The organism is Winogradskyella sp. PC-19 (assembly GCF_002163855.1).
In the GTDB taxonomy this organism is placed as follows: domain Bacteria; phylum Bacteroidota; class Bacteroidia; order Flavobacteriales; family Flavobacteriaceae; genus Winogradskyella.
In genome coordinates this window covers 1087954-1112498 of the sequence record NZ_CP019332.1, presented here as the reverse complement: position 1 = coordinate 1112498, position 24545 = coordinate 1087954, and the positions used below count along the sequence as shown (strand labels likewise).

Sequence of the window (24545 nt, the reverse complement as noted above, 5' to 3'; positions counted from 1 at the left end):
TTACTTAACTACAACGTGCGGTACATCATCCACATTCCAATCAATCACTAAACCACCAGCGAGACTTTGAGCAATTTCTTTTCCGTATAGATATTCGCATAGATATAATGCAGCTTCAAAACTTTTGGCACCACCAGCTGAGGTGATGTATTTTCCGTCATGAATAAAAAGCACTTCTTTTCTAATATCTAGATTTGGATATCTTTCACGCATCTTATCTACATCACTCGGAAAGGTTGTAGATACTTTTTCATCTAGTAATCCAGCTTCAGCTAAAACAAAAGCGCCATCGCAATGTGAGGTTATAAATTCAGCATCTTTATCTACCTTTTTCACAAAATTCATCATCGCTTCGTCTTCCAAATCTGTGTCCAAATGATGCTCTGCGCTTGGTACGACCAATATGTCAATCTTAGGCAGGTCATCAGATAAATAATTGTAATCTGGAAGTATACGCATACCTTCAAACGTTGTAATCGGTTCATCTGTATTAGCAACAGTAAACACATTCATCGCCTTAATGTTTTCTCTAAAAATTGTATGTTGAAAAATGTCATAAGGTGCTGTTAACTCTGTATTATAAGTGCCATCCATAACTAAGAACGCTACATTATAGCGGTTGGGTTCTAATTTTGGCAATAGCTTTTTTGTAAAAGTGTTTTCAACTTGGTCTTGTGTTGGTTCAACTTTATTATTACAACTAATGTAAATCAGCGCAATTAGTAAGATTAATATCTTTTTCATTTTTTGATGATTATTTTATTCTCCAAGGTGGACTTTTACGATTTTTACCTGCATGAAAAATAATGATTTTATTTCCATCTAAATCAGATAAATGAGCTTCATTCCAAAGCCATGATTGCTCTATAATTTTAGTGCTAAAGCGAATGCCTTTTTGCTTCAGATTTTCTACTTCTTTCTTAAGGTTTTGCACTTCAAAATATAAAACGATAGCATCACCTTTTGGCAAAGTATCTACTTTGTGAATTGAAAAGTCGAGTCGCCGTTAGGACATTCAAAACGTACATATCTTGGTAAAGCCTCTACAATTAAGGTTAACCCCAAGGTTTTATAAAATTCTGTTGCTTTCTCTACATCTAATGATGGGATAGTGACTTGGTTTAAGTTCATTCACAATTTATTTTTTATTCGATTATTGAGCCAATACGATAGTGCGACAGCTAATAAGCAATAGCAACCTGTTATAAGCCAATTTGACTGATACCCATAGGTTTCAATTATACTAAAACTTAGTAAAGGGCAAAATATATGAGCTAGTGAAAAAGACACACTATACATTGCCATATAACTACCTTCTAAGCCTTCTTTAGCTCTTTTTATTGCAAATTTATTAGTGTATGGAAAACCCAACATTTCACTAAATGTAATAATAACTATACTAATTATAAGTATACCAATCCAATAGTTTTGATATAGTACAAAGAAGCTTAAACTTAATAGCAAGCAAGACATAGCAATGTATTTGGTAACTAGTATTATTCTTTTTTCTAAATAATTAATAAACGGCATTTCGAATACTACAATTATCGCCACATTGATAAACATTATGAGTCCAATCTTAAACTCGTTGAGCTCAAATATTTGATTGTAGTATAGTGGAAATATAGTGAATAACTGAAAAAATGCCATTCCGAATAAGAAACAAATACTAGAAAATATCCAGAAAGAAAAGTCTTTATAAACACTGTTTTTATCTCTTTTTGTTATTATGTTATTAGTTGAAACTAATTTTTTTGTAGGTGCTTTTACAAGATTATAAAATAAAATAATGGCTACAATACACGTAATGCCGTCTATCCAAAATAAAGAACTATAATTATTAGTTACAATTATTAATCCTGCTAACGTAGGCCCAATTCCCATACCTGCATTTATAGCAAGTCTCAATAACGCTATTGACCTTGTTTGATTTTCTGGTTTGCTATAAGCTTTAATAGATACAAAAACAGCTGGACGAAAGCTATCTGCAATACTCATAGTAATCAGTATAGCTAGGCATAAATATGTAAAAGAAGTTATATACTGCAGAATGATGAAGTTAATACCTGTTAAGAATAAACTGAAAATCATTACTTTATAAAAACCAACCTTGTCAGTTAATTTTCCGCCTAGCCATGAGCCTAATACAGAACCAATACCAAAGCATACAAAAAACCATTTTATTTGTGATTCGTCATATTTTAAATCATTTTTCAGATACAAAGATAAGAATGGGATAACCATTGTCCCAGCTCTATTTATTAGAGATATAAATGATAAATACCAAATCTCTTTAGATAAGCCTGTAAAAGATTCAATGTAGTTAGCGTATAATTTTTTCATTAGTTCTATAAAAGCAAAAAGTCCAACAAATAATTGTCGGACTTTTCATGGTTTTGGTTAGTTAAATATATCAATATCATAACACACAAAAAGTCCTCCTTCTATATAAAGAAGACTGTTTTTGATTACATGTCACAATCGAAAATTTCATTGGATCTTTCATTTAATTTGAAACCAAAGCTATTAAAAAAATGTATAAGTTGTATTTTTGAAACTGAAAAAGATTAAATAATGAAGTTTATAAAGTTTTTAATAGTGTTCTTTTTTGTTTTAGCATGTTCTCAAAAAAAGTCTGCTACTGTTGGAGAAACGCCTTTTCAAATTAAGTTAAATAACACATTTAAGGATGCATCAAAATCACCTTTAAAAGCCAAAGATTTAAAGAATTTTGAAGGTCTAAACTTTTTTTCTTTTGACTCAACTTATATAGTAAATGCTAAGATTGAAAGAAAACCAGAGTCAAAATGGTTTAATATGAAAACGACAACAAGTCGATTGTCTCGTGAGCGTATCTATGCAGTAGCAAGTTTTAAATTAAAAGGAAGAGATTTTACCTTAAACATATATCAAGGTGAAGAGAACATGAATTCAGAAGAATATAAGGATTATCTTTTCTTACCTTTTCTAGATAATACAAACGGAGAGGGAACTTATGCTGGAGGTCGCTTTCTTGACTTAAGAATTTCTGAAAGTGATAGTATTGAAATAGATTTTAATAAGGCTAAAAATCCTTTATGTGCATACAATGAAAAATACTCTTGCCCAATTGTTCCGCGTGTTAATTATCTAGATTTAAAGGTTGAGGCAGGAGTTAAAAATTTCAAAAAGTAGAAGTTAGAGAGTTAATGATTTAAGCATCTAAAGAGTCTAACTCATCTAAAAAGTCTATTTCACCAAATACATTCCTCCAAAAACAGCAAGAAAACCAATTATAAAGCTGCCTATCGTATATAAGGCAAACGATGTAAAATCACCAGATTTTAGAAAAATATGATTCTCGTAAGCAAAGGTCGAGAAGGTTGTAAAGCCTCCACAAAATCCAGTTGCTAAAAGTAGAGTTTGAGATTCTGATAAGCCATCATTCTTTGCTGCTATACCAAGTATTATTCCGATGAGTAAACTACCAATTATATTGGCAGCAAAAGTGCCATATGGTATCCCGCTCTCAGAACTATTAAGCCATTTTCCGACTAAAAAACGTAATCCGCTTCCAAAACCACCACCTAAGAATACAAGTAAAAATTGTTTCATCTATTTTACTTCGATATAAATTTCTGTAATCCAATCTGCTGGATTAGGTTGACTAGTTGGGTCAGTCAAATAAGATTCTAGAGTTATTGCGTCTATTGGACTTTCAAGATTATTATCTTCTACATAAGTCATGGTCTTTTCCCAAGCTTCTTTAAGATTCTCATAGTCTCCGTAAAGTATAGTTTTCACAGCCTTAAAAGATTGTAATTGCCCTGTTAATATTTCTGATTCTGTAGTCGTAATTTTTGAACTTGTCGGGATTGCACAAGAGAACATAACAGCATCATTGGCTTCGTCCCATTTGTGGTAAATAACAAAAGGCGCACCAGCCATTCTAATATTATTACTTATGGCGTAGCCGCCAACTTTAGGAAGCATTTCTTGCATTTTTTGTTTGAAATCTCCCATTTTACAAGATGTTGTATTGTAAAGATAAAAACCGCCACTGTGTTCAGTAAGTCCTTCAACTTTTATCGAATAGCGCTTCATATCTTGCATAATTACGTCGTCAAGCATTTCTAAACCTCTTTCGTAATGAGGACCAATTTGTTTTTCCATACCACCCATTAGTGTAGCAAAAGCTTTAAAACCGAATGGTAAGTCTTTTCCTGAGATATTCCATGTGACTTTTGTACTGCCATCTTCGTTAGGTGTAAACGACCATTTTACATCTGATTTAGGGAAATCTCCAAATTGCATTTCTTGCGTTATTGATGTATTGGTAACTGCATCTGTTGTTTTCATAGTACCGATACCGTCTTCATCTGTCCAAGAATATGAGCCTCCAACACCATCTGTTTTATCTGACATTGTCATTACAATAGTAGGGTCTTCATCTTTCCAAGAGTTCCATGCTTCCCAGTTTTTAAAATCAATAACATTATTATATACGACTTGCGCAGGTGCATCTATAGTTCGACTTCTTTCAACTTCAAAAGAGTTGGGTTGCACAGCTATATATATGGCGAGTCCAATGGCTAAAATTAGAAGCAGAAAAAGAATATATTTTAGAGCTTTCATAGGATTGATTTCAGTTAATAATCAAAGATAGCAATTTTATGATATGTCTTTTAAATGTTACATTTGTGTACAACTAAAATCTAATTAAAATGAAATTAAAATCAATATTGAGTATTGCTTTAGTGTCTTCACTTTTCTTTTCATGCGGAGAAGATAAGAAAGAAGATGTCAAAGAAACTCAAGAATTCAGTTATAATGTCGAGCAATTCGCTGATATTAAAATCTTACGCTACAAAATTCCAGGATGGGAGAATTTAACTCTAAAAGAGCAAAAATTAGTATACTATTTAACGCAAGCAGGTTTAGCTGGTCGTGATATTATGTGGGACCAAAATTACCGTCATAATCTGGCTATTAGAGCTGCTTTAGAAAACATCTACACCAATTATTCTGGTGACAAAACGACTGATAACTGGAAAGCTTTTGACGTTTATCTAAAACGTGTTTGGTTTAGTAACGGGATTCATCATCACTATTCAAACGATAAATTAAAGCCTGATTTTGATGAGGGATATTTTAATGAAATACTTAAAGCGACAAACACCAAGTTAGATGGGATGGCTTATAACGCTATTTTTAGCGATGCCGATTCAAAGAAAGTTAACTTAGCTAATGGTATTGATAATGTATTAGAATCTGCCGTAAATTTTTATGGCCCTGATGTTACTACAGCAGATGTCGAAAGTTTTTATAAAAAGAAAAAATCACCTAATCCAGACAGACCGTTATCATATGGATTGAATTCTCAACTGGTTAAAGAGAATGGTGAGTTAAAAGAACGTGTTTATAAATCAGGCGGTTTATACGGTAATGCTATAGATGAAATTGTAAAGTGGTTGGAAAAAGCAAAAGGAGTTGCTGAGAATGAAGCTCAGGGTAATGCACTTGGTCTTTTAATAGATTATTACAAAACAGGAGATTTACAAATTTGGGACGATTATAATGTGGCTTGGACTGCGGCAACAGATGGTAATGTAGATTACATTAATAGTTTTATTGAAGTATATAATGACCCATCTGGTTATAGAGGAAGTTACGAAACTATAGTGCAGATTAATGATTTTGATATGTCAAAAAAGATGTCTGTATTATCAGAAAACGCACAATGGTTTGAGGATAACTCTCCTCTAATGGATGAGCACAAAAAAGATAGCGTTGTTGGCGTGACTTATAAAGTTGTAACTGTTGCTGGCGAAGCTGGTGATGCGTCACCAAGTACACCAATAGGAGTAAACTTGCCAAATGCTAACTGGATACGTAAAGAAGTCGGAAGTAAATCTGTATCACTTGGAAATATTATCAATGCCTATAACAATGCAGGAAGTACAGGACGCTTAAAAGAGTTTGTTCATGATGAAGAAGAGTTAAAATTAGAAGAAGAGTATGGTCAAATAGGAGATAAATTACATACAGCTTTACACGAAGTAATCGGTCACGCTTCTGGACAATTAAATCCAGGAGTAGGAGAGACTAAAGAAACTCTTAAAAAGTACGCATCTACTTTAGAAGAAGGTCGTGCAGATTTAGTTGGGCTTTATTATTTATACAGCCCAAAATTACAAGAATTGGGATTAGTTGATGATTGGAAGTCTGTAGGAAAAGCTGCATACGATGGTTATATTAGAAATGGTTTAATGACACAATTAATTAGACTAAACTTAGGTGATGATGTTGAAGAAGCACATATGGTAAACAGACAATGGGTATCGGCTTGGGCTTTTGAAAAAGGAAAAGCTGATAATGTAATCGAAAAAGTAACTAGAGACGGTAAAACGTATTTTAATATTAATGATTACGAAAAATTACACGACCTTTTTGGGCAGTTACTACGCGAAACGCAACGTATAAAATCTGAAGGTGACTATGCTGCTGTTGAAGCTTTGGTAGAAGGTTATGGTGTCAAAGTAGATCAAGCAATACATGCTGAAGTTTTAGAGCGTAACAAACAATTTACTTCTGCACCTTACAGTGGTTTTGTAAATCCTGTTTTAGTTCCAGAGATGAATGATGAAGGTGAGATTACTGCAATAAAAGTAACACAACCAGAAGGTTTTCCTCAGCAAATGCTTGAGTACAGTAAGACATATAGTTTCTTGCCGGTTAAGAATTAATTATAAAACGATATTATAATTTAAAAAGGGCAGTTACGAAAGTAGCTGCTTTTTACATATACATAAATTTCACTGCAGCTATTAGCGCAATAAAACCAATAAAAGCTAGAAGTATCCAAATGGTGCCTTTATAGTATTTTTTGTGAAGTTTTAAATCTTTACGATACTGAAATGCGATTACCGTAGCAAAGGCAATAAAAAATAATATTCCAAAAACTAATTGACCAGTCGTAAACATCTTCTTATTTTTATGCAAATTTAAGGATAACCATAGTAATAAACCAACAAGATATGCAAGATAAAATCAATGCTGTTAAAGCATTTCATAAAGCTTTTAAAATAGGACATAGAGAAACACCAAAGGCAGATTTAGGATTAGAAAAGAATATGCTTCGTTATAAACTTATGCGTGAAGAAAACGAAGAATATTTAGAGGCGGCAAATGAAAATGATTTAGTTGAGGTAGCAGATGCTTTAGGAGATATGCTGTACATTTTATGTGGTACAATCATAGAGCATGGAATGCAATACAAAATTGAAGAAGTATTTAAAGAAATTCAACGCAGTAATATGAGTAAACTTGGCGAAGATGGAGAGCCAATTTACAGAGAAGACGGGAAGGTTTTAAAAGGGCCAAACTATTTTAAACCCAATATTAAAGAAATATTAGAATCATAAAATAAAAAAAGGAGCCATTTGGCTCCCTTTTTTATTTTACTTCGTGTCTCCAATTATGTTTATCTTCAGCAAGATTATGCTGTATGTTTAATAATTTGGATTTAAACAGCTTAGCATAAGAATCTTCTTTTTCTTGAAGTTCAAAAACTTCTCCTTTATGTCCAAAAGCAGATACTGGGCTTATTACAGCAGCCGTTCCTGCTCCGAAAATTTCTTTTAGACTGCCATTTTTTGCAGCATCTTTTATTTCTTTCACACTAACACGCCTCACCTCACACTCTATATCTAAATCTTCGGCTAGTTGAATAATACTTTTTCGAGTTATACCGTCTAATATTCTATCGTTTTTAGGAGCTGTTAATAATTTATCACCTATTCTAAAGAATATATTCATTGTACCTGCTTCTTCTAAGTAGTCGTGAGTACTTGCATCCGTCCATATAATTTGCTGAAAACCTAGTTTTTGTGCCAAATTTGTTGGGTAAAATTGCGCTCCATAATTACCAGCAGCTTTTGCAAAACCTACACCTCCATCAGCTGAGCGGCTGTATTTCTCAGCAAATAAAACACGTACGGGTTCATTGTAATAAGCTTTAGCAGGAGAACATATAATCATAAAACGATATTCTGCAGCTGGAGAAGCTGCAATTGCTGGTTCAGTTGCAATAACAAAAGGTCTTAAATATAAAGAACTACCAACACCAGGTTTAATCCAATTTTTATCTAAATTTAATAGGGTTTCTAGACCGTTAAAAAAGTGTTTTTTCGGAAATTCTGGAATCGCCATTCTAGCAGCAGACTTATTTATTCTTTCAAAATTTTGGTCTGGTCTAAATAGAAATACTTTGCCATTGTCGTCCTTGTAAGCTTTCATACCTTCAAAAACTGCTTGACCGTAATGAAACACACGAGCAGAAGGCTCAAGCGTCATTGCTTGGTAAGGTATAATTTTTGGTTTTTGCCATTCACCATCCTTAAAATCACATGTAAACATATGATCGGTAAAAACACGTCCAAAGGCTAAATTGTCAAAATCAACAGCGTTTATTTTTGAAGTCTGTGCTTTTACTAAATCGATATCGCTAGATGTAATTATACTCATAGGTATGTGCTGTTTTTAATGCTGCAAAAATACGCAATGATTACCGCTTTAAAGCCTAATTTTACCTTAAAATTTAGTAAATTTGTAATACTATTTATTAACAATAATCAAAATAAAAATGAAAAATATTTTAACCCTATTACTAGTATTTGGATTACTAGTTTCTTGTAAAAATGAAACTAAATCTAATGAAGTAGAACAAGATGTAAGTACAGAAGAAGTATCTAAAGAGTTAGCTTACAGTAGTTTTGGAAAAGAAATAACTGATGCAGATGCTTTAACATCAGAACGTATGATGGCTCACTTTGATGCCATAAAGGTTGGAGATACTGTTAATGCAAAAATGAAAGGAAAAATTACTGAAGTATGCTCAAAAAAAGGATGCTGGATGAAGCTTGATATGGGTAATGATAAAATTGTACGAGTAACCTTTAAAGACTATGGCTTTTTTATGCCATTAGATGCTACTGGAGAAGTTGTTGTAAATGGAATAGCCTTTGTTAAGGAAACTTCTGTTGAGGATTTAAAACATTATGCAGAAGATGCAGGTAAGACTCCAGAAGAAATTGCTAAAATTACAGAGCCAGAAGTGACTTTGTCTTTTGAAGCAGATGGTGTTTTATTAGCAAATTAGTGAAACGAAAAATCATAACTACGGCAGACGGTTCTAAAACCATTCAGATTGAAGAGTGGAATGAACAATACCATTCTGTTCATGGTGCAATAAACGAAGCAAATCATGTGTATCTAAAACATGGTTTGCTTTTTTTTAATTCAGAACTTAATGAAAAAAATATTTCAATTCTTGAAATGGGATTTGGCACTGGATTAAATGCTTTTTTGACACTTATTGAAGCCGAAAAACGCAATTTAAGTATTAGTTATGTTGGAGTAGAAGCTTATCCTGTTTTACAGGAGGAAATAGAAGTTTTAAACTATGTCGAATTAATTTCTGCAAAGCATAAAGTTAAATTTGAAGAACTTCATAGATCGTCATGGCATAAGGATGTCAAAATTTCAGACTTTTTTAAACTAAAAAAAGAGCATGTTTTATTTAAAGATATAAATTATACTGAAAATTTTGACGTCATTTATTTTGATGCTTTTGGACCGAGAGTTCAGCCAGAATTATGGACTGAAGATATTTTTAAACTCATGTATGAAGCTTTAAAACCAAATGGTGTTTTGGTTACATACTCAGTGCAAGGTACCGTTAAGCGAGCATTAAGAGCAGTAGGTTTTATTGTCAAGCGTCTTGAAGGGCCACCAAATAAACGGCATATGCTTCGTGCTATAAAACGTTAAATCTTAATTAAAGTCTGTATATGCGAATTTCACCTCATGTATCTTTGTTTTAAGATTTATAAATATGAGGGTTTTAATTACAGGTGCAACAGGTTTAGTAGGGAAAAAAATAGTTAAACTTTGTCTCAAAGATGGTATTGCAGTTAATTACTTAACCACATCTAAATCAAAATTAAAAAGCCAAGATAACTATAAAGGGTTTTATTGGAATCCTGTTGCAGGTGAAATCGATAAGTCATGCTTTGAAGACGTTGATGCTATTATAAATTTAGTAGGAGCATCTATTTCTAAACGCTGGACAGATACTTACAAAAAAGAAATCTTAGAAAGTAGAACACTAACAGCAAAGCTTTTAAAAAAATCAATAGAGGACAACAGTTTTAATATTAAACAAATAGTTTCAGCAAGTGCTATTGGTATATATCCATCGTCTTTGGTTAACTATTACGAAGAGGATTTTGATACTGTTTCTGATACATTTTTAGGTGAAGTCGTTGAGAAATGGGAAGAGGCTGTAGATGGCTTCAAATCTTCTGGACTTGATGTTTGTAAAATTAGAATTGGGTTAGTCTTGTCAGAAAATGGTGGTGCGCTACCTGAAATTATAAAACCTATAAAGTTTGGTGCTGGTGCAGCTTTTGGTAGTGGAGAGCAATGGCAAAGTTGGATTCACGTTACAGATTTAGCCCACTTATTTTTATATGCTGTTAAACATGGTTTGACGGGTGTTTATAATGCAGTTGCTCCAAATCCAGTAAGCAATACAGAACTCACAAAATCATCTGCTAAAGTTTTAAGCAAGCCATTGATTTTACCTAATATTCCAAAATTTGCGATGAAACTAGCACTTGGAGAAATGCATATTTTATTATTTGAAAGTCAGCGTGTAAGTTCTTCAAAAATAGAGCAAGAAGGTTTTGAATTTACATTTCCCAATTTAGAACCTGCACTTCAAGACTTGTTAAATTAAGTTATTCGAAGCTCCAAGCAACAATACGACTTATCTTTTGGCCTTGTCCCATGTCAATTGTTTTCACTTCTTTAGCTTTTACTTTTTTTAAATCTGTATATATACCTTTTAAAGTAGATTCTTTTGAAACCAAAGTTGTAAACCACTTGCATTGTTTTGAAAAGTGCCTACTTTCATAAATAAGATCTTTAATAAAACGAGATTCGCCACCTTTACACCATAATTCGTTATGCTGTCCGCCAAAATTAAGAGTTGCTTTATTATGGTTTTTACCTTTTAAGTTCCTTAATTTTCTAAGCGTTGCTTTTTTAGCTTCTTCTGCCGAAGCATGAAATGGGGGATTACACATGACAAATGTAATTTGTTCGTCAGAATGCAAAATACCTTTTAGTTTATTAGCCGTATTTTCTTGAAGCCTAATTTCAATATAATCATTTAAATTTTTGTTTTTAGAGATAATATCTTTTGCGCATTCTACTGCACTTTCGTCAATATCTGTTCCTACAAATTGCCAACCATAACTCTGATGACCAATTAATGGATAAATACAATTTGCACCAGTACCAATATCTAAGCCTTTAATTTTTGTATTTCGTGATGTATCGCCAAGTAAATCAGCAACGTAATGAATGTAATCTGCTCGTCCAGGAATAGGTGGGCACAAAAACTGGTTTGGGATATCCCAATACGCTATATTATAATGGTGATTTAATAATGCTTTGTTTAAGGCTTTTACAGCTTTTGGGTCAAAGAAATTAACTGACAAATCACCGTATTTATTTGGTGAAACAAATGCTTTAAGTTCCGGTGATTTTTCAATCAGAATATCAAAATTATAACGTTCGCGATGTTGACTTCTAGGATGAAGTTTTGATTTTGTTTCTTGAGGCTTATTGTTTTTGGGCAATGTATGTTCGTTTTATGCTGTAAAGGTAAGCGTTTTAACCTTTATGTAACTCTGACCACTCTGCTAATAAAGCTTTCTCTTTTGCTAATAAAGTGTTTTTATTTGTTTCATAATTTTCTTTTCTAACTGCATCAATTATATCAGAATTCCACCAATTATAAGTATCTAAGATTGTCTCTTTCAATGGTCTAAAGGTTAATCCTGCAGCAATTGCATTTTTGTTATCAATTCTAGCAGAACCAAAATGCTTTTTATCAGGCATTACCCAAGGAATCTGAAAGTAGATATTATTTTCTTTTAAAAAATCGTAATCATCAACTAGTACAAATGTAGATGCTTTATTAAATGTTGTTGAAGCTTCTTTTACAAAATCCAATACGTTTTGCTTTTCTTTTGGGCCAACAGCGTTAAATGTACCAGCTTGACTATTTTCGGCAAGTCTAATAAACCATTCGGCAACATCACGAACATCTACGTATTGCACTAGGTCATTTTTTTTGCCAGGCACCAATATTTCTTCACCTTTAGAAAGACGTAAGGGCCAATGTACAAATCGGTCAGTTCTGTCTCCTGGGCCAAGCATATAAGTTGGTCTAATTGCTACAAATCTGTTTTTGCCAAAAATACTCAAAGCTTCTAACTCTGATTTTGCCTTCATAATGCCATAGTCATGCTCATATTTTTCGTCCTCAGTCAGACCTTTCGGTAATTCTAAAACAATTGGAGTTTTTGTGCTTATTGAAGCATCTAAATATGGGTAATAAACACCTGTTGACGATGTGTACATATACATGCCAACATTGTCCTTAAGAAGATTTGCTGTGTCTTTTGTCCACTGTACTTTTCTGCCAGAGTTGTCTATAACTACATCCCATTTTCTATTTTTTAATGCTGTGAGATTGTCTTCGCGATCTCCGATTAAATGTTCTACTTTTTCAAAAGCATTTTTGAATAATTTTGGCTTAGTTTTTCCACGAGTAAATATTGATACCTCATGACCTCTTTTAACCGCATAATTGACCTGGTGTGGACCTAAAAAACTAGTACCTCCAAGTATGAGTATCTTTAGTCTTTTGATGTCATTAATATCTGTTAAAGTCTTTGCTGAAGTGTTATTCTCTAAACAACTTACGAGTGACGACCCTATTAAAGGCATTCCCATTGCTGCCAATGTCGTTTTTTTTATAAAGTCACGCCTTGTGTTTTTCTTTCTCATAGATGTTAGATTTCTATAAATTTAAAATAAATAGAATAAATCTCAAATATTCTCTAATTTGCTGAGTAAAAACTTTTGTGTAAGGACGACTATTTAGGTACAAATATAAAAAGCGCAATTTGTATAAGAAATTGCGCTTTTTCAGCTATTATTCATTTAGGAAAATGGGGGTATTTTCCTGAGTATTTTGCAAATTTACAATATTGAATGATGAACTAAATTGATGTATGTTAATTTATTCATCTTGAAGATAACTCTTTCCGTATTCGGCTTAAACTCTCTGTTGTTATACCTAAAGTATGAAGCTATGTGGTAATTCTTAACACTCTTTTCTATATCTGGATATGTATTTATAAAGTTTAAATACCGTTGCGTGGCTGTTTGAGAGATAGTACCAAGAATTCTTTTTTGAAAAGCTGCAAAAGCACTTTCAAGTTTTTTTCTAAAAAATGATTCTATTTTAGGTATCCTTTCGTAAAGCTTTTCCTTATCCTGTTTACTGATTTTGTATAGTATGGCATCTTGTATTACTTCTATATTAAGTATGGCTTTAGAGTCCGTAAAAAAACCAGTATAATCACTTATCCACCAATCCTTAATTGCAAATTGAACAGTATGTTCTTTTCCGTCATTATCTAAGTAATATGAGTGTAAACTGCCTTTTAATGTATAATACTGGTAGTTTACTTCATCATCTGTTTTTAATATGATAGTCCCTTTTGAGTAGCTTGCTTTATGGAATACAGACTCTATAATCTCAATTTCGGATTCTGAAAAAGAAAGGCCTTTTAGGATTGTCAATATTTTAGAATTATCGCTTTTCACATACTTAACATATCCCTTATAAGTTAGTGAAAAGATGTTATTGTGACAAAATAAATGGTTGATTAGCAAGTTTTTAACTACATAGGGTTCTTTTTAGACCTATGTTAATGCATAGCTTTTGTCGCCTTGGATCTGACTCTTTGGGATTGGTTCTTAAGAATTTTATAGGTATGTCGTTACCTATTTCTAACTTATCAAAAACTTTTTTTTCATTTAAATAAAAATGATTAGTGTAATCCTTTGAGTTGTAGTTAAATTGATATTCGATTAGATACATGTAAAACTCGACATGCTTTTTATGCTTCCCAATACCATCTTCGTAAGAGTGGTCTTCTTTGGTTTTACTTATAATAGTCGCTGTTGTATAGCTTCCGTATTTTTTAAATAAGGCTTTTTCGTAGTAAAACATAAAGCTAGAAGGCAATGTGTAAATCCATATAAATAGAATGAAAGAGATAAAAAAAACCTCCGAAAATATAAAAGAAAACACTGTCCTTATTGACTATAGTACCAATGTAGATTAAAATACATCCGATACTAATAAAGAGAAATCCGCCAAGTATCAAAAACAAGTGTTTTTTTACTGCAGTTTTACAAAAATTGATACGGTCTTTGAGATTGACTTTCATTAGTATAAATATCAAGCATATTTTCTTAATAAAAAAACCACTCCAAGTATTTAGAGTGGTTTTAATCTGTGTTTTAGTGTAATGCTTAATTGGTCACATTAATCGTATAAGTTGCAATAATGTCATCTTCAATTTTTAGATGTATATCGTAATAACCTCTTCTCTTAAAACGGTGTTTAAACTTTATTAACCCTTTTTCGTTAGATACATCTGTTATATCAAGTTTTTTTTCACCATTGCGAAATGTGTGCAACAACGAAACCTTTTCTGAAGCAACATCTTCAGATTTAACACTAAAATTTACTGCATTACCCTTTGCGGTTTTTACTTCCATCTCTATCGGAAAAATAGGTGTTGCATTATATTTAAAAGCTTCTCCATAAACTATTGGTCCAGGGACAAAGTCTGAGTTAGTCAAGGTGTCTACCAAAAGCCATTTTTTTTCAATCGGGTAGTGGTTTTTTGAAAATAACAAAGGGTCAGCTAAAAAGTAGCCATCGTTATAGTCTTTTATAAATACTGAATTTTCATTCATATAGCCACTAGACCAAGTCGTGTCACACAAATACCATTTGTTATTAATCTTTATGGCATTCCATGAATGATTTTGAAACTCTAAAGCATCTATATTTGCATCAAATGTCCTAGCATAACCATCTATGATTTTGGCTTCTATGCCTGCTAAGAAGCATAATTCTTTAACAATGTAAGCATAACCTGTACACATGGTGCGTTTGTAACGTAATAGCTTTTTGTAAGCTTTTTTTCGATACCTTTTATTCCAAACAAGATAGGTTTCAGGATTATCCTTAAAACGTCTTTTTTTTCTTAGTGCTTTTGATGTTTGCGAATAATCTCCTTTTATATTCTCACAAACCCAAGTATGTATAGCTCTAAATTTCTCAATTTCTGTAGGAAGTTTGTAAGTTAAATTGTGAACTAACTTGCCCATATTTTTTAGACTAGCGCCTTTGTTTAGCTTTGCAATATTATCGGCTTTAGTAAAATCGATAGATTTAAAATCCGAAACTTGAGCAATGCTCAATGAGTGCACAATAAGACATAAAAGAAGAATCTTTTTCATAGCAATACGGATTAGTTTCTTCTAGATTTAAATACTCTTTTTGAGGCTACATCTCCCATGATTATAATTTCGTCGAGTTCCATGTTTACCTTCAAAGCAATTTTAGAAGCTGATTTCCCGTCATTAATAACTACTTTTTGAGATTCCATACCTACGTAGCTAAATAGTAAGACGTCTCCTTTTTTTAGTTTTTGAGGAAAAGTGAAGTTACCATCAAAATCTGTTTGAGTCCCAATTTTGGTACCCTTAAGGATTACATTTACGCCAGGTAATGGGATTGTGCCTTCAGAGACATTACCTTTTACTACAATACCTTCATTTTGTATTGTATTTGTCACCTTTACCTTACCGGTTTTAGTATTTTGCCCTTGTATTACTCCAAAAGAAAATAAAGCGAGACAAGCAATACCAATTCGGCTTGCAAAACTGAATCTTGTTTCTATTTTGTTTGGATCTTCATAAGTTTTTAGTTGATGACTCCTAAATCTTCCACACGTATTTTCGTCTGAGTTTGTTTTAAAATAGTTTACAATTTCGGCATCTTTCATTGCTGTAAAGTCGATGACTTCTTTTGTGCAAGAATTACAAAACCCACCTTTTTCTGTAGGTGCGAATTGATTGAAATTTTCTAAACAAGGTTTGTTAACCTTAAGGTTTAATTGATTTTTCATAATAAATAGTTTTAGTGTTATTATAAATCAAACCTAGACTTCTATTTTACTTTTTAAAACCGATATTTAGTAAACACTACCTTTTGATGAGTGAAAAACACTTTAGAGATAGTCACAAAAAAACCACTTTGTTTTTGCAAAGTGGTTTTGTCTATATATTAGTTTTTTAATGAAAAACTATCTAATCATATCGTAGCTACGCTTAATAAAGTTTGTTAACTCTTCTCCTTTTAAAAGACCTTGAGACAAACGTGCCAAATCGAGACTTTGATTGATTAAGCGTTCTTGTTTCTTTTTGGTTTTTGTGTTTAAGATTTCTCCAACCAATTCAGAATTTGTATTAACAACAAGGTTATACATTTCTGGCATGTTGCCCATTCCAAACATTCCGCCACCACCAGATTGTTGCATCTCTTTCATACGACGCATAAACTCTGGTTGTGTAATCATAAATGGTGACGCATTACTATCCATAGCTTCCAATTGCACCATAAACTTCTCTGATGGTACAACTTCTTTCAACAACTCATCCAAAGATTTCTTTTCGTCTTCAGATAATTTCGAAATAGCGGTATCTTCTTTTTTGATTAAGTTATCAATGTGGTCACCATCTACACGAGCAAAAGAAATGTTCTCTTTTGTGGTTTCTAATTTTTGAATTAGGTGAGAAACGATAGGCGAGTCTAACAATAAAACTTCGTAATCTTTTGCCTTTGCAGCTTCGATATATGCATGTTGCGCATCTTTCTCAGAAGCATAAAGAATTACCATTTTATCATCCTCATCTGTCTGCTTTGCTTTTATAGCATTTGTCAACTCCTCAAAAGTATAATACTTGCCATCTACAGTTGGGTATAATGCAAAAGCATCTGCTTTCTCAAAGAATTTTTCTTCAGATAGCATTCCGTATTCAATAACTATTTTAATGTCATTCCACTTGGCCTCAAAATCTTCACGACTATTATTAAAGATTGACTTAAGCTTATCAGCCACTTTACGAGTTATGTAAGACGAAATTTTCTTAACCGCACCATCTGCCTGTAAGTAACTACGTGACACATTTAAAGGAATGTCTGGCGAGTCAATAACACCACGAAGCATGGTTAAGAATTCTGGTACAATACCTTCGACATTATCCGTTACAAATACTTGATTTTGGTATAATTGAATTTTATCTTTTTGGATCTGCATATCTGCAGACATTTTCGGAAAATATAAAATACCTGTTAAGTTAAAAGGATAATCTACATTCAAATGGATATTGAATAAAGGCTCTTCAAACTGTGTTGGGTATAATTCGCGATAAAAATCCTTGTAATCTTGTTCTTCTAAATCTGCAGGCTGTTTTGTCCATGCTGGATTTGGATTATTAATGATATTTTCAACTTCCTGTGTTGGTGCAGGCTCGTCTTCTTTTGCATCTTCTGGTTTTGGTAACGTTTCAGTTTTTGTACCAAACTTAATTGGTACAGGCATAAATTTGTTATACTTTAATAAAAGTGCACTGATTCTATCGTCTTCTAAAAACTCTGTAGAATCTTCTGCAATATGAAGTATAATTTCTGTTCCTCTTTCTGTCTTTTCTGATGCCTCAAGTGTATATTCTGGAGAACCATCACAAGTCCAATGTGCTGCAGGTTCGTCTTTATGAGATTTAGTTATGATTTCTACCTTATCTGCAACCATAAACGCAGAATAGAAGCCTAAACCAAAGTGCCCGATAATTCCTGAATCTTGGGCAGAGTCTTTATATTTATCTAAAAATTCTTCAGCTCCAGAAAAAGCAACTTGGTTTATGTATTTTTCAACCTCTTCAGCAGTCATACCTAAACCTTGGTCAATAATATGTAGCTTCTTAGCATCTTTGTCAATTTTTACCTCAATCTGTGGATTACCATATTCAACTTTTGACTCACCAATATTGGTTAAGTGTTTCAGCTTTAAAGTTGCGTCAGTGGCATTACTTATTAGCTCACGAAGAAAGATTTCGTGATCGCTGTACAAGAATTTTTTAATTAATGGAAAGATGTTTTCTACCGATACATTAATGTTTCCTTTTGTCATGATATTTTGATTTTGTCATTTCTGCAATAGCAGAAGTGTAGTTTTTATGTTTTACTATACTTTCATTTGTTATTCAAATAAAATACCAAGTGTAAATAAATGACAAGATGACATAATTTTATATACTATGCGTGCATAACGAATACTATTTTGTTGTGGTCTTATTTGGTTAAATTTGTTTTCCCTTAATATTACATTTATGTACAATTCAAAAATAATAGGCTTAGGCAAATATGTGCCAGATAATGTTGTTACTAATGACGATTTGTCCAAGTTTATGGACACTAATGACGAGTGGATTACCGAAAGAACTGGTATTAAAGAACGTCGTTGGGTAGAAAAAGGAAGTGGAGATACTACTGCAACTATGGGTGTCAAAGCCGCTAAAGTTGCTATTGAACGTGCTGGTATTGATAAAGACGATATTGACTTTATCATTTTTGCGACTTTAAGTCCAGATATGTATTTCCCTGGTCCTGGTGTGCAAGTACAACATGCGTTGGATATAAAAACTGTAGGCGCATTAGATGTACGTAATCAATGTTCAGGCTTTGTATATGCACTATCCGTGGCAGACAATTTTATCAAAACAGGTATGTATAAAAACATATTGGTTATTGGTAGCGAATTACATTCTCACGGTTTGGACAAAACGACTCGTGGTCGTGGTGTTACCGTAATTTTTGGAGATGGCGCTGGCGCAGCAGTTTTATCACGAGAAGAAGACACAACAAAAGGCATATTGTCTACGCATTTGCATTCTCAAGGAGAACATGCCGAAGAATTAGTTTTGATTGCTCCAGGAATGGGAAAACGTTGGGTGAACGATATAATTGCTGAAAACGACCCAAATGATGAAAGTTATTTTCCGTATATGAATGGACAGTTTGTATTTAAAAATGCAGTTGTTCGTTTTAGTGAAGTCATAATGGAAGGTTTATCAAAGAATAATCTAGAAAAAGAAAGTATTGATATGCTAATTCCGCACCAAGCCAACTTGCGTATAGCACAATTTATTCAGCGAAAATTTGGATTAAGCGATGACCAAGTGTATAATAATATTATGCGTTATGGTAATACGACAGCAGCATCTATTCCAATTGCTTTAACTGAAGCTTGGGAAGAAGGCAAAATAAAAGAAGGCGATAATGTAGTACTTGCAGCTTTTGGTAGTGGTTTTACATGGGGAAGTGCAATTATAAAATGGTAATATAGATGACTGATAAGTCTAAAAGTTTTATAACTCATCCAAGTAAGTTAGTTGTAATTGTATTTGCAATTATCTGTTTTGTTGGTAACTTATTTCTGATTTCTGCAGCAACAAATGCTTTTAAAGAAACTCTTTTTCAACGTAAGAATATGGTTATGATTGGGTTGATGTCTATGTCTATCTTAGTGACGTTTATGATTTACGCAAATTACATCAAGAATAAATATTCGAAATAATTAGAATCAAAAAAATAAAAAAAGCCGAAACTCCCCAGTTTCGGCTTCTCTAGTTATTAACTAAATTAACTAACACTAATTATAAGCTCAATTTTAGCTTATAATCACTTAAAAAACTTATCAATTATATAGACGTAGTTTCTTTTCTTTTATTGCAAACTTTAACACTATTAACGCCAGATTAACAAAAAAATCCAAAGGCGGACAACCTTTGGATTTTACTATATCTAATTTTAGTTTTTTTATTTTGAAGACTAACTCAAATAATTGCTAACCTTAACTAGTTATAGGATAAGTCGATAAGTATTAATTATCATTACATAATCTATTTATCAAACCGTATGCCAAATAAAAACCCGAAACAAATTTGCTTCGGGTTTCTGTTTAATAACCTAACACTAACACTAACCATCAACTATTAAGAAAGGTTATTAAAAATATAGTACTCTCTAAAAGAAACCACCATCGTTTTTCTCGTCATTATCTCTGTTTTTTCTAGATTTAGCTCTGTATTTACCACCTCCAAATCGATATGATAATCCGGCAAATATTTGCTTAAACTCACCTTCAAAATTTACTTGTTGTTGGATAGGACGTGCGCTAAAAACACTAACTTCTTGAGTGTCTAAAACATTATTAAAGTTTAAGCTAAATGTTGCACGTTGGTCTTGCAAGAAGCTGTAACGCATGCCTAGATTAAGAAAGTAAATAGGGTCAACTTCAAAATTTAGACCAGTTTCTTTGTTGCGAAAAAACGCAAAGGCAGAAAAGGATAACTTTTTAGATACTTTAAAATTATTAAACATTCTAAAATTCATGATTAAATTATCAACTTCAGTTACAGATGTTATAATGTCATTTTCAGTTGGGTTTGATAAAGTTGGGTCGATAGACTCAGCAATACCTTTTTGTTTTTGATTGTATAAGTCAAAACTTGCATTTATGCTCCACCATTTTGTTGGTTTATAACTACTAGATATTTCAAAACCATATGCGCTTGTTGTATCAAAATTTCCTCTTGTTAATATTACACGACCAGAGTTTAAATCAGATCTGTCGACAATAACAACTTGATTAATTTCGTCCTCAATAAGTCTGTAGAATACGCCTGCTGTCAGACTTCCTTTTTTAAGTTGGCGTGTGTAATTAAACTCTGCTGAGTTTGTAAATTGAGGAACCAACTCAGGATTTCCAAATTCCGATATTATAGCTGTATTAAATTCTGGCACAGGATTTACATCACCGACTCCAGGTCTATCAACGCGGCGACTTAGACTAAACTGATATGCATTCTTGTCTGATGCTTTATAATTAACAAACATTGATGGATATAGCTGAAAATAATCGTTCTCAAAGGGAAAGTCTATTGTCGAATTGTCTGTTAAATCTGTATCAACCGCAAAGGCGTCTACTTCTACACTTTCTGCTCTAAGACCTATTTGATATGACCATTTTTCAAGTTGTTTACCGTAGCTAGCATAAGCAGAGTATATGTCTCTAGTGTAGTCAAATGCAGTTTGTGTTGGTATAAACATCCCCATTGAATTTAATACACGAGCATCAGAGTTGTAATTAAGATTGTTTTCGAATAATCGTGCTTGCAAACCAGTTTCAAGTTTTGCAGATTCAGAAATTGGATACACATAATCAAGATTTATAGTAGTTCTTGTTCTATTAGTTCCTGTAAATTCCGCGAAATTTGGTCTAATATTATTTCCAGAAAATAAGTTATTTGTATCGCTATTACTGTCAAAAATATTATGATCAACTTCTAATTCTATATTATGACCTTCATCAATATCATATTTGTAATTAAAATTATATTGTTGACTTGTATTATCACTTTCTCCTAAAATACTTTGCAGTTGCGTGCTATTATTCATAGTATTTGTCAATTCTGTACCGACAATCGCAGAGCCATCAAATACATTTTGATTGGTAAAAATGGATAACGTATTTTTTTCATTTAAATAAACGTCTATTCCAAATTTGTAAAGATGTGTATCGTTCTCATTTAGTATATCCAAAGTCTGGGTTAGACCAGTTTGTGTCTGAGCTAAGCGACCTTCATTAACATTGTCAGAGAAGCTATTGCCATAGCTTCCATAAAAATTGAACTTCCCATTTCGGTAATTTGCATCAATAGAGCTATTAAATTTTGGCTCAATTTGATAGCTAAGTCCGACATTAAGATTACCATTAAAACCAATATTTACATTTTTATAAAGTATAATGTTAATAATTCCACTCATGCCTTCAGGATTGTATTTTGCTGAAGGGTTAGTAATTAACTCTATTTGTTTAATTGACGTCGAAGGAATTTGTTTTAATAACTGTGCTGCAGGTATATTAGATAGTTTTCCATCAACCATAACCTGTACATTAGAGTTACCACGTAAGGCAACAGCACCAGTTTGTTGATCTACATTTACAGACGGAATATTATTCATTATATCCGAAGCTGTTGGTCCAGCTGTTGTTAAATCTTTTCCAACATTTACAACCTTTCTGTCAATTTTTTGTTGAATCGTGGATACTTCAGCGACAACAGTTACCTCGTCAAGACTTTCTGCATCTTCACTTAGATTAATATCACCGAGATTGATTTTGTAATTTCCTTTTTCGAGCACTACAGTTCTTGTTACTGTTTTGTAACCTATATAAGTAATGTCTACTAATACTGTGTCTTCAGGGATTTTTCCAATAGAAAAATTACCTGAGTCATCTGTAATTCCACCAGTAATTACTTTACCATCTTTGTCTTTGATAATAATGTTTACATACGGAAGCGGCTGTTTTAAAGTGGCATCCATGACGCGACCAGATATCGAGCCATCTTTAATTTCTGAATTTGAATTTGGTTGAGCGATTGCCACAAAAGAAAATAATAGGGCAACCCACATGAAATAGTTTTTCATTGATTTGATTGTTTTTTGATTGATTGATAGTTTGTTATTGTTAAGACGACTACTTTTATGTCTTGTTACCTGTTTTAACATATCTTAACACAAATTTTTATGAGTAAGAAAACTTTAGTCCTCGGAGCATCTTTAAAATCAGAACGTTATTCAAATATTGCTATTAATCGCTTGGTGAAATACAATCATCTTGTCAAAGCTTTTGGTTTACGTGAAGGTGAAGTTGCTGGCGTTAATATCGATACAGAATTGTTGAATTATAAAAATATTGATACGGTAACGTTATACTTAAATCCAAAACGTCAAGAGCAATATTACGATTACATTATTAGCCTAAATCCAAAACGGGTTATCTTTAATCCTGGGACTGAAAACCCTGAATTTTATAAGTTATTACTCGATAATAATATTGAATATGAAGTGGCTTGCACTTTAGTTTTATTAGGAACTAATCAGTATTAGAAACTTAGGCTATTTTCTTAGCGTCCTCGTTATCTTCAAGTAAATCCGATATTTCTTTTTTAGATTTCATGTTTATTTTAGTTGAAATCAAAAGCAATCCTAAGAAGGTTATAAAACCATTTAGAATTAATATTTCCCAATGAAATTGATACTTACCGATTACTGATTCTGGTAAAAGTGTAATAGCAAAACTTAATGAAATTGAAAGTAGAGCTACAATCCAAGCATATTTATCTTTAATATGACGTTTGGTTAAAATTCCAAATGCAAATAAACCTAGTAGAGGTCCATATGTAAATGTGGCGAATTTAAATAGATTACTAACAACATTTCCATCCAACATATTAAATAGAATTACTACTAAAACTAAAACCACAGAAACACCTACATGTACTTTTTTTCGTAAAGGTTTTTGTTGTTCAACAGGGCGTTTTTCAATATTTAAAAAGTCTACAGAAAAAGAAGTAGTAAGTGATGTTAATGCACTATCTGCACTAGAATATGCAGCTGCGATTAAACCAATAATAAAAATGACGGCTAACGGTTTTCCTAGATTTTGATTCATTGCAATTTCTGGAAACAATAAATCTGTACGAACGCGTCCATCAACATTTGGTATTTGTACTCCAAATTGTTCAGAGTAAATAAATAATAATGCACCAAGTGATAAAAATGCAAAGTTTACAATAACCAAAAGTATAGACATACTTATCATATTTTTTTGTGCGTCTTTTTCGGTTTTACAAGTGAGGTTCTTTTGCATCATGTCTTGGTCAAGTCCAGTCATGGCTATAGTGATGAAAATACCACCTAAGAAATATTTCCAGAAATAAGTTTTGGCATTTACATCATCAAAGAAAAAGATTTGTCCTTTTTCAGCAAATGTATCAGAGCTTAAAAATTCAGTATAACTCCAGCCCAGTTTGTCGTTTATTAAATAGATAGCCAAACCTACAGCTGTTAGCATAGCTAAAGTCTGAAGTGTATCTGTCCAGATAATGGTTTTTATACCGCCTTTAAAGGTGTATATCCAGATTAGTAAAATTGAAATCACAACCGTAAGCCAAAACGGCACACCCATTTGCTCAAACACAATATATTGCATGGCTAAAGCGACTAAAAATAGTCTAAACGAAGCTCCTGTAACTCTAGATAGTAAAAAGAAAAATGCACCAGTTTTATAACTTACTATACCAAAGCGTTGCTCTAAATATTGGTATATGGACGTTATATTCAATTTGTAATAGAGCGGAAGTAGTACAAAAGCAATTACAAAGTAGCCTACAAAAAATCCTAATACACCTTGCATGTATGCGAATTCTTGTCCGCCAATTAATCCCGGAACCGAAATAAATGTCACACCACTTAAAGATGCGCCAATCATTCCGAAAGCTACTAAATACCAAGGTGCAGATTTGTTCGCTTTAAAAAATGCAGCATTAGTATCTTCTTTACCTGTGAAATACGATATGAGCACTAAAACGCCAAAGTATGTAGCTATAATGAGTAGGATGGAAGTCGGAGACATAAAACATAAAATTTA

26 protein-coding genes are annotated in these 24545 nt (G+C 32.6%); 9 read left to right on the top strand and 17 right to left on the bottom strand.

The annotated features are described in order from the left end of the window. The 4 genes from BTO05_RS05155 to BTO05_RS05145 are packed head-to-tail and all read right to left on the bottom strand — an operon-like array spanning position 1 to position 2343. On the bottom strand, positions 1-744 hold the full coding sequence (locus tag BTO05_RS05155) for a DJ-1/PfpI family protein (RefSeq protein WP_087491632.1): 744 nt from the start codon (positions 742-744) through the stop codon (positions 1-3). Positions 745-754: 10 nt separating this feature from the next. Beyond that, positions 755-970 carry a hypothetical protein gene (locus tag BTO05_RS14250; RefSeq protein WP_317041913.1) on the bottom strand — a complete coding sequence of 72 codons (216 nt, stop codon included), beginning with the start codon at positions 968-970 and terminating at the stop codon, positions 755-757. A gap of 5 nt (positions 971-975) precedes the next feature. Further along, positions 976-1131 (bottom strand): VOC family protein, encoded by a 156-nt coding sequence (locus BTO05_RS14245; RefSeq protein WP_317041912.1) that lies wholly within the window; start codon positions 1129-1131, stop codon positions 976-978. Next, on the bottom strand, positions 1132-2343 hold the full coding sequence (locus tag BTO05_RS05145; RefSeq protein ID WP_087491631.1) for an MFS transporter: 1212 nt from the start codon (positions 2341-2343) through the stop codon (positions 1132-1134). It lies immediately after the preceding gene. A gap of 231 nt (positions 2344-2574) precedes the next feature. Here BTO05_RS05145 and BTO05_RS05140 point away from each other — a divergent pair, with 231 nt between their 5' ends. Continuing rightward, on the top strand, positions 2575-3174 hold the full coding sequence (locus tag BTO05_RS05140; protein WP_087491630.1) for a DUF1684 domain-containing protein: 600 nt from the start codon (positions 2575-2577) through the stop codon (positions 3172-3174). A 54-nt stretch (positions 3175-3228) separates the two neighbouring features. Here the strand turns inward: BTO05_RS05140 and crcB are convergent, their stop codons facing one another. Both crcB and BTO05_RS05130 read right to left on the bottom strand, forming a co-directional pair. Next, positions 3229-3594 carry a fluoride efflux transporter CrcB gene (gene crcB, locus BTO05_RS05135; RefSeq protein WP_087491629.1) on the bottom strand — a complete coding sequence of 122 codons (366 nt, stop codon included), beginning with the start codon at positions 3592-3594 and terminating at the stop codon, positions 3229-3231. Then, positions 3595-4614 (bottom strand): SRPBCC family protein, encoded by a 1020-nt coding sequence (locus BTO05_RS05130; protein WP_087491628.1) that lies wholly within the window; start codon positions 4612-4614, stop codon positions 3595-3597. It lies immediately after the preceding gene. Between the two features lie 89 nt (positions 4615-4703). On the opposite strand from BTO05_RS05130, the gene BTO05_RS05125 reads away from it, so the two are divergent. Continuing rightward, positions 4704-6725, top strand: coding sequence for a dipeptidyl-peptidase 3 family protein (locus BTO05_RS05125; protein ID WP_087491627.1), 2022 nt, complete (start codon positions 4704-4706; stop codon positions 6723-6725). Positions 6726-6777: 52 nt separating this feature from the next. On the opposite strand, the gene BTO05_RS05120 is transcribed toward BTO05_RS05125, so the two are convergent. Further along, entirely contained in the window at positions 6778-6963 is a 186-nt protein-coding gene (locus tag BTO05_RS05120; protein WP_087491626.1) for a hypothetical protein, read from the bottom strand. A 53-nt stretch (positions 6964-7016) separates the two neighbouring features. Here BTO05_RS05120 and BTO05_RS05115 point away from each other — a divergent pair, with 53 nt between their 5' ends. Continuing rightward, a complete protein-coding gene (locus BTO05_RS05115) occupies positions 7017-7403 on the top strand; it encodes a nucleoside triphosphate pyrophosphohydrolase family protein (protein WP_087491625.1) in 387 nt (128 codons plus the stop codon). A 31-nt stretch (positions 7404-7434) separates the two neighbouring features. Here BTO05_RS05115 and BTO05_RS05110 read toward each other — a convergent pair whose 3' ends face one another. Further along, positions 7435-8505, bottom strand: a complete 1071-nt coding sequence (locus BTO05_RS05110; RefSeq protein WP_087491624.1) for a branched-chain amino acid aminotransferase — start codon at positions 8503-8505, stop codon at positions 7435-7437. Between the two features lie 118 nt (positions 8506-8623). Here BTO05_RS05110 and BTO05_RS05105 point away from each other — a divergent pair, with 118 nt between their 5' ends. The 3 genes from BTO05_RS05105 to BTO05_RS05095 all read left to right on the top strand — a co-directional run bounded on the left by BTO05_RS05105 (position 8624) and on the right by BTO05_RS05095 (position 10780). After that, on the top strand, positions 8624-9139 hold the full coding sequence (locus BTO05_RS05105; RefSeq protein WP_087491623.1) for a DUF4920 domain-containing protein: 516 nt from the start codon (positions 8624-8626) through the stop codon (positions 9137-9139). Then, positions 9139-9810, top strand: coding sequence for a tRNA (5-methylaminomethyl-2-thiouridine)(34)-methyltransferase MnmD (mnmD, locus tag BTO05_RS05100; protein WP_087491622.1), 672 nt, complete (start codon positions 9139-9141; stop codon positions 9808-9810). The genes BTO05_RS05105 and mnmD overlap by 1 nt, the downstream gene beginning before the upstream one ends. Before the next feature lie 64 nt (positions 9811-9874). Next, the gene (locus BTO05_RS05095; protein WP_087491621.1) at positions 9875-10780 is read left to right on the top strand and encodes a TIGR01777 family oxidoreductase; all 906 of its coding nucleotides are present in this window, start codon (positions 9875-9877) and stop codon (positions 10778-10780) included. A gap of 1 nt (position 10781) precedes the next feature. Here the strand turns inward: BTO05_RS05095 and rlmF are convergent, their stop codons facing one another. The 7 genes from rlmF to htpG all read right to left on the bottom strand — a co-directional run bounded on the left by rlmF (position 10782) and on the right by htpG (position 18176). Then, a complete protein-coding gene (gene rlmF, locus BTO05_RS05090) occupies positions 10782-11687 on the bottom strand; it encodes a 23S rRNA (adenine(1618)-N(6))-methyltransferase RlmF (RefSeq protein ID WP_087491620.1) in 906 nt (301 codons plus the stop codon). Positions 11688-11721: 34 nt separating this feature from the next. Continuing rightward, positions 11722-12903 (bottom strand): NAD-dependent epimerase/dehydratase family protein, encoded by a 1182-nt coding sequence (locus BTO05_RS05085; RefSeq protein ID WP_087491619.1) that lies wholly within the window; start codon positions 12901-12903, stop codon positions 11722-11724. Positions 12904-13098: 195 nt separating this feature from the next. After that, positions 13099-13704, bottom strand: coding sequence for a Crp/Fnr family transcriptional regulator (locus BTO05_RS05080; protein WP_232459783.1), 606 nt, complete (start codon positions 13702-13704; stop codon positions 13099-13101). 97 nt (positions 13705-13801) lie between these two features. Further along, positions 13802-14137, bottom strand: coding sequence for a hypothetical protein (locus BTO05_RS05075; RefSeq protein ID WP_087491618.1), 336 nt, complete (start codon positions 14135-14137; stop codon positions 13802-13804). 305 nt (positions 14138-14442) lie between these two features. Continuing rightward, positions 14443-15441 carry a transglutaminase domain-containing protein gene (locus BTO05_RS05070; protein WP_087491617.1) on the bottom strand — a complete coding sequence of 333 codons (999 nt, stop codon included), beginning with the start codon at positions 15439-15441 and terminating at the stop codon, positions 14443-14445. An 11-nt stretch (positions 15442-15452) separates the two neighbouring features. After that, positions 15453-16112, bottom strand: coding sequence for a carboxypeptidase-like regulatory domain-containing protein (locus BTO05_RS05065; RefSeq protein ID WP_087491616.1), 660 nt, complete (start codon positions 16110-16112; stop codon positions 15453-15455). Between the two features lie 177 nt (positions 16113-16289). Continuing rightward, complete coding sequence (gene htpG, locus BTO05_RS05060) at positions 16290-18176, bottom strand: molecular chaperone HtpG (protein WP_087491615.1); 1887 nt, start codon at positions 18174-18176, stop codon at positions 16290-16292. 199 nt (positions 18177-18375) lie between these two features. Here htpG and BTO05_RS05055 point away from each other — a divergent pair, with 199 nt between their 5' ends. Further along, positions 18376-19386, top strand: a complete 1011-nt coding sequence (locus BTO05_RS05055; RefSeq protein WP_087491614.1) for a 3-oxoacyl-ACP synthase III family protein — start codon at positions 18376-18378, stop codon at positions 19384-19386. A 5-nt stretch (positions 19387-19391) separates the two neighbouring features. Next, positions 19392-19622, top strand: a complete 231-nt coding sequence (locus tag BTO05_RS05050; protein ID WP_087491613.1) for a hypothetical protein — start codon at positions 19392-19394, stop codon at positions 19620-19622. Between the two features lie 449 nt (positions 19623-20071). On the opposite strand, the gene BTO05_RS05045 is transcribed toward BTO05_RS05050, so the two are convergent. Further along, on the bottom strand, positions 20072-22540 hold the full coding sequence (locus tag BTO05_RS05045; protein WP_087493295.1) for an outer membrane beta-barrel family protein: 2469 nt from the start codon (positions 22538-22540) through the stop codon (positions 20072-20074). 99 nt (positions 22541-22639) lie between these two features. Between BTO05_RS05045 and BTO05_RS05040 the strand changes: the two genes are divergently transcribed. Further along, positions 22640-23002 carry a CoA-binding protein gene (locus tag BTO05_RS05040; protein ID WP_087491612.1) on the top strand — a complete coding sequence of 121 codons (363 nt, stop codon included), beginning with the start codon at positions 22640-22642 and terminating at the stop codon, positions 23000-23002. A gap of 4 nt (positions 23003-23006) precedes the next feature. Here the strand turns inward: BTO05_RS05040 and BTO05_RS05035 are convergent, their stop codons facing one another. Beyond that, positions 23007-24530, bottom strand: a complete 1524-nt coding sequence (locus BTO05_RS05035) for a sodium:solute symporter (protein WP_087491611.1) — start codon at positions 24528-24530, stop codon at positions 23007-23009. Positions 24531-24545 lie beyond the last annotated feature (15 nt).

Excerpts from the sequence above, each read along its gene's own strand:
- BTO05_RS05155 (WP_087491632.1), bottom strand. The coding sequence starts at position 744 with ATGAAAAAGATATTAATCTTACTAATTGCGCTGATTTACATTAGTTGT.
- BTO05_RS14245 (WP_317041912.1), bottom strand. The coding sequence starts at position 1,131 with ATGAACTTAAACCAAGTCACTATCCCATCATTAGATGTAGAGAAAGCA.
- BTO05_RS05145 (WP_087491631.1), bottom strand. The coding sequence starts at position 2,343 with ATGAAAAAATTATACGCTAACTACATTGAATCTTTTACAGGCTTATCT.
- BTO05_RS05140 (WP_087491630.1), top strand. The coding sequence starts at position 2,575 with ATGAAGTTTATAAAGTTTTTAATAGTGTTCTTTTTTGTTTTAGCATGT.
- crcB (WP_087491629.1), bottom strand. The coding sequence starts at position 3,594 with ATGAAACAATTTTTACTTGTATTCTTAGGTGGTGGTTTTGGAAGCGGA.
- BTO05_RS05130 (WP_087491628.1), bottom strand. The coding sequence starts at position 4,614 with ATGAAAGCTCTAAAATATATTCTTTTTCTGCTTCTAATTTTAGCCATT.
- BTO05_RS05125 (WP_087491627.1), top strand. The coding sequence starts at position 4,704 with ATGAAATTAAAATCAATATTGAGTATTGCTTTAGTGTCTTCACTTTTC.
- BTO05_RS05120 (WP_087491626.1), bottom strand. The coding sequence starts at position 6,963 with ATGTTTACGACTGGTCAATTAGTTTTTGGAATATTATTTTTTATTGCC.
- BTO05_RS05115 (WP_087491625.1), top strand. The coding sequence starts at position 7,017 with ATGCAAGATAAAATCAATGCTGTTAAAGCATTTCATAAAGCTTTTAAA.
- BTO05_RS05110 (WP_087491624.1), bottom strand. The coding sequence starts at position 8,505 with ATGAGTATAATTACATCTAGCGATATCGATTTAGTAAAAGCACAGACT.
- BTO05_RS05105 (WP_087491623.1), top strand. The coding sequence starts at position 8,624 with ATGAAAAATATTTTAACCCTATTACTAGTATTTGGATTACTAGTTTCT.
- BTO05_RS05095 (WP_087491621.1), top strand. The coding sequence starts at position 9,875 with ATGAGGGTTTTAATTACAGGTGCAACAGGTTTAGTAGGGAAAAAAATA.
- BTO05_RS05085 (WP_087491619.1), bottom strand. The coding sequence starts at position 12,903 with ATGAGAAAGAAAAACACAAGGCGTGACTTTATAAAAAAAACGACATTG.
- BTO05_RS05075 (WP_087491618.1), bottom strand. The coding sequence starts at position 14,137 with ATGTTTTACTACGAAAAAGCCTTATTTAAAAAATACGGAAGCTATACA.
- BTO05_RS05070 (WP_087491617.1), bottom strand. The coding sequence starts at position 15,441 with ATGAAAAAGATTCTTCTTTTATGTCTTATTGTGCACTCATTGAGCATT.
- BTO05_RS05065 (WP_087491616.1), bottom strand. The coding sequence starts at position 16,112 with ATGAAAAATCAATTAAACCTTAAGGTTAACAAACCTTGTTTAGAAAAT.
- htpG (WP_087491615.1), bottom strand. The coding sequence starts at position 18,176 with ATGACAAAAGGAAACATTAATGTATCGGTAGAAAACATCTTTCCATTA.
- BTO05_RS05055 (WP_087491614.1), top strand. The coding sequence starts at position 18,376 with ATGTACAATTCAAAAATAATAGGCTTAGGCAAATATGTGCCAGATAAT.
- BTO05_RS05050 (WP_087491613.1), top strand. The coding sequence starts at position 19,392 with ATGACTGATAAGTCTAAAAGTTTTATAACTCATCCAAGTAAGTTAGTT.
- BTO05_RS05045 (WP_087493295.1), bottom strand. The coding sequence starts at position 22,540 with ATGAAAAACTATTTCATGTGGGTTGCCCTATTATTTTCTTTTGTGGCA.
- BTO05_RS05040 (WP_087491612.1), top strand. The coding sequence starts at position 22,640 with ATGAGTAAGAAAACTTTAGTCCTCGGAGCATCTTTAAAATCAGAACGT.
- BTO05_RS05035 (WP_087491611.1), bottom strand. The coding sequence starts at position 24,530 with ATGTCTCCGACTTCCATCCTACTCATTATAGCTACATACTTTGGCGTT.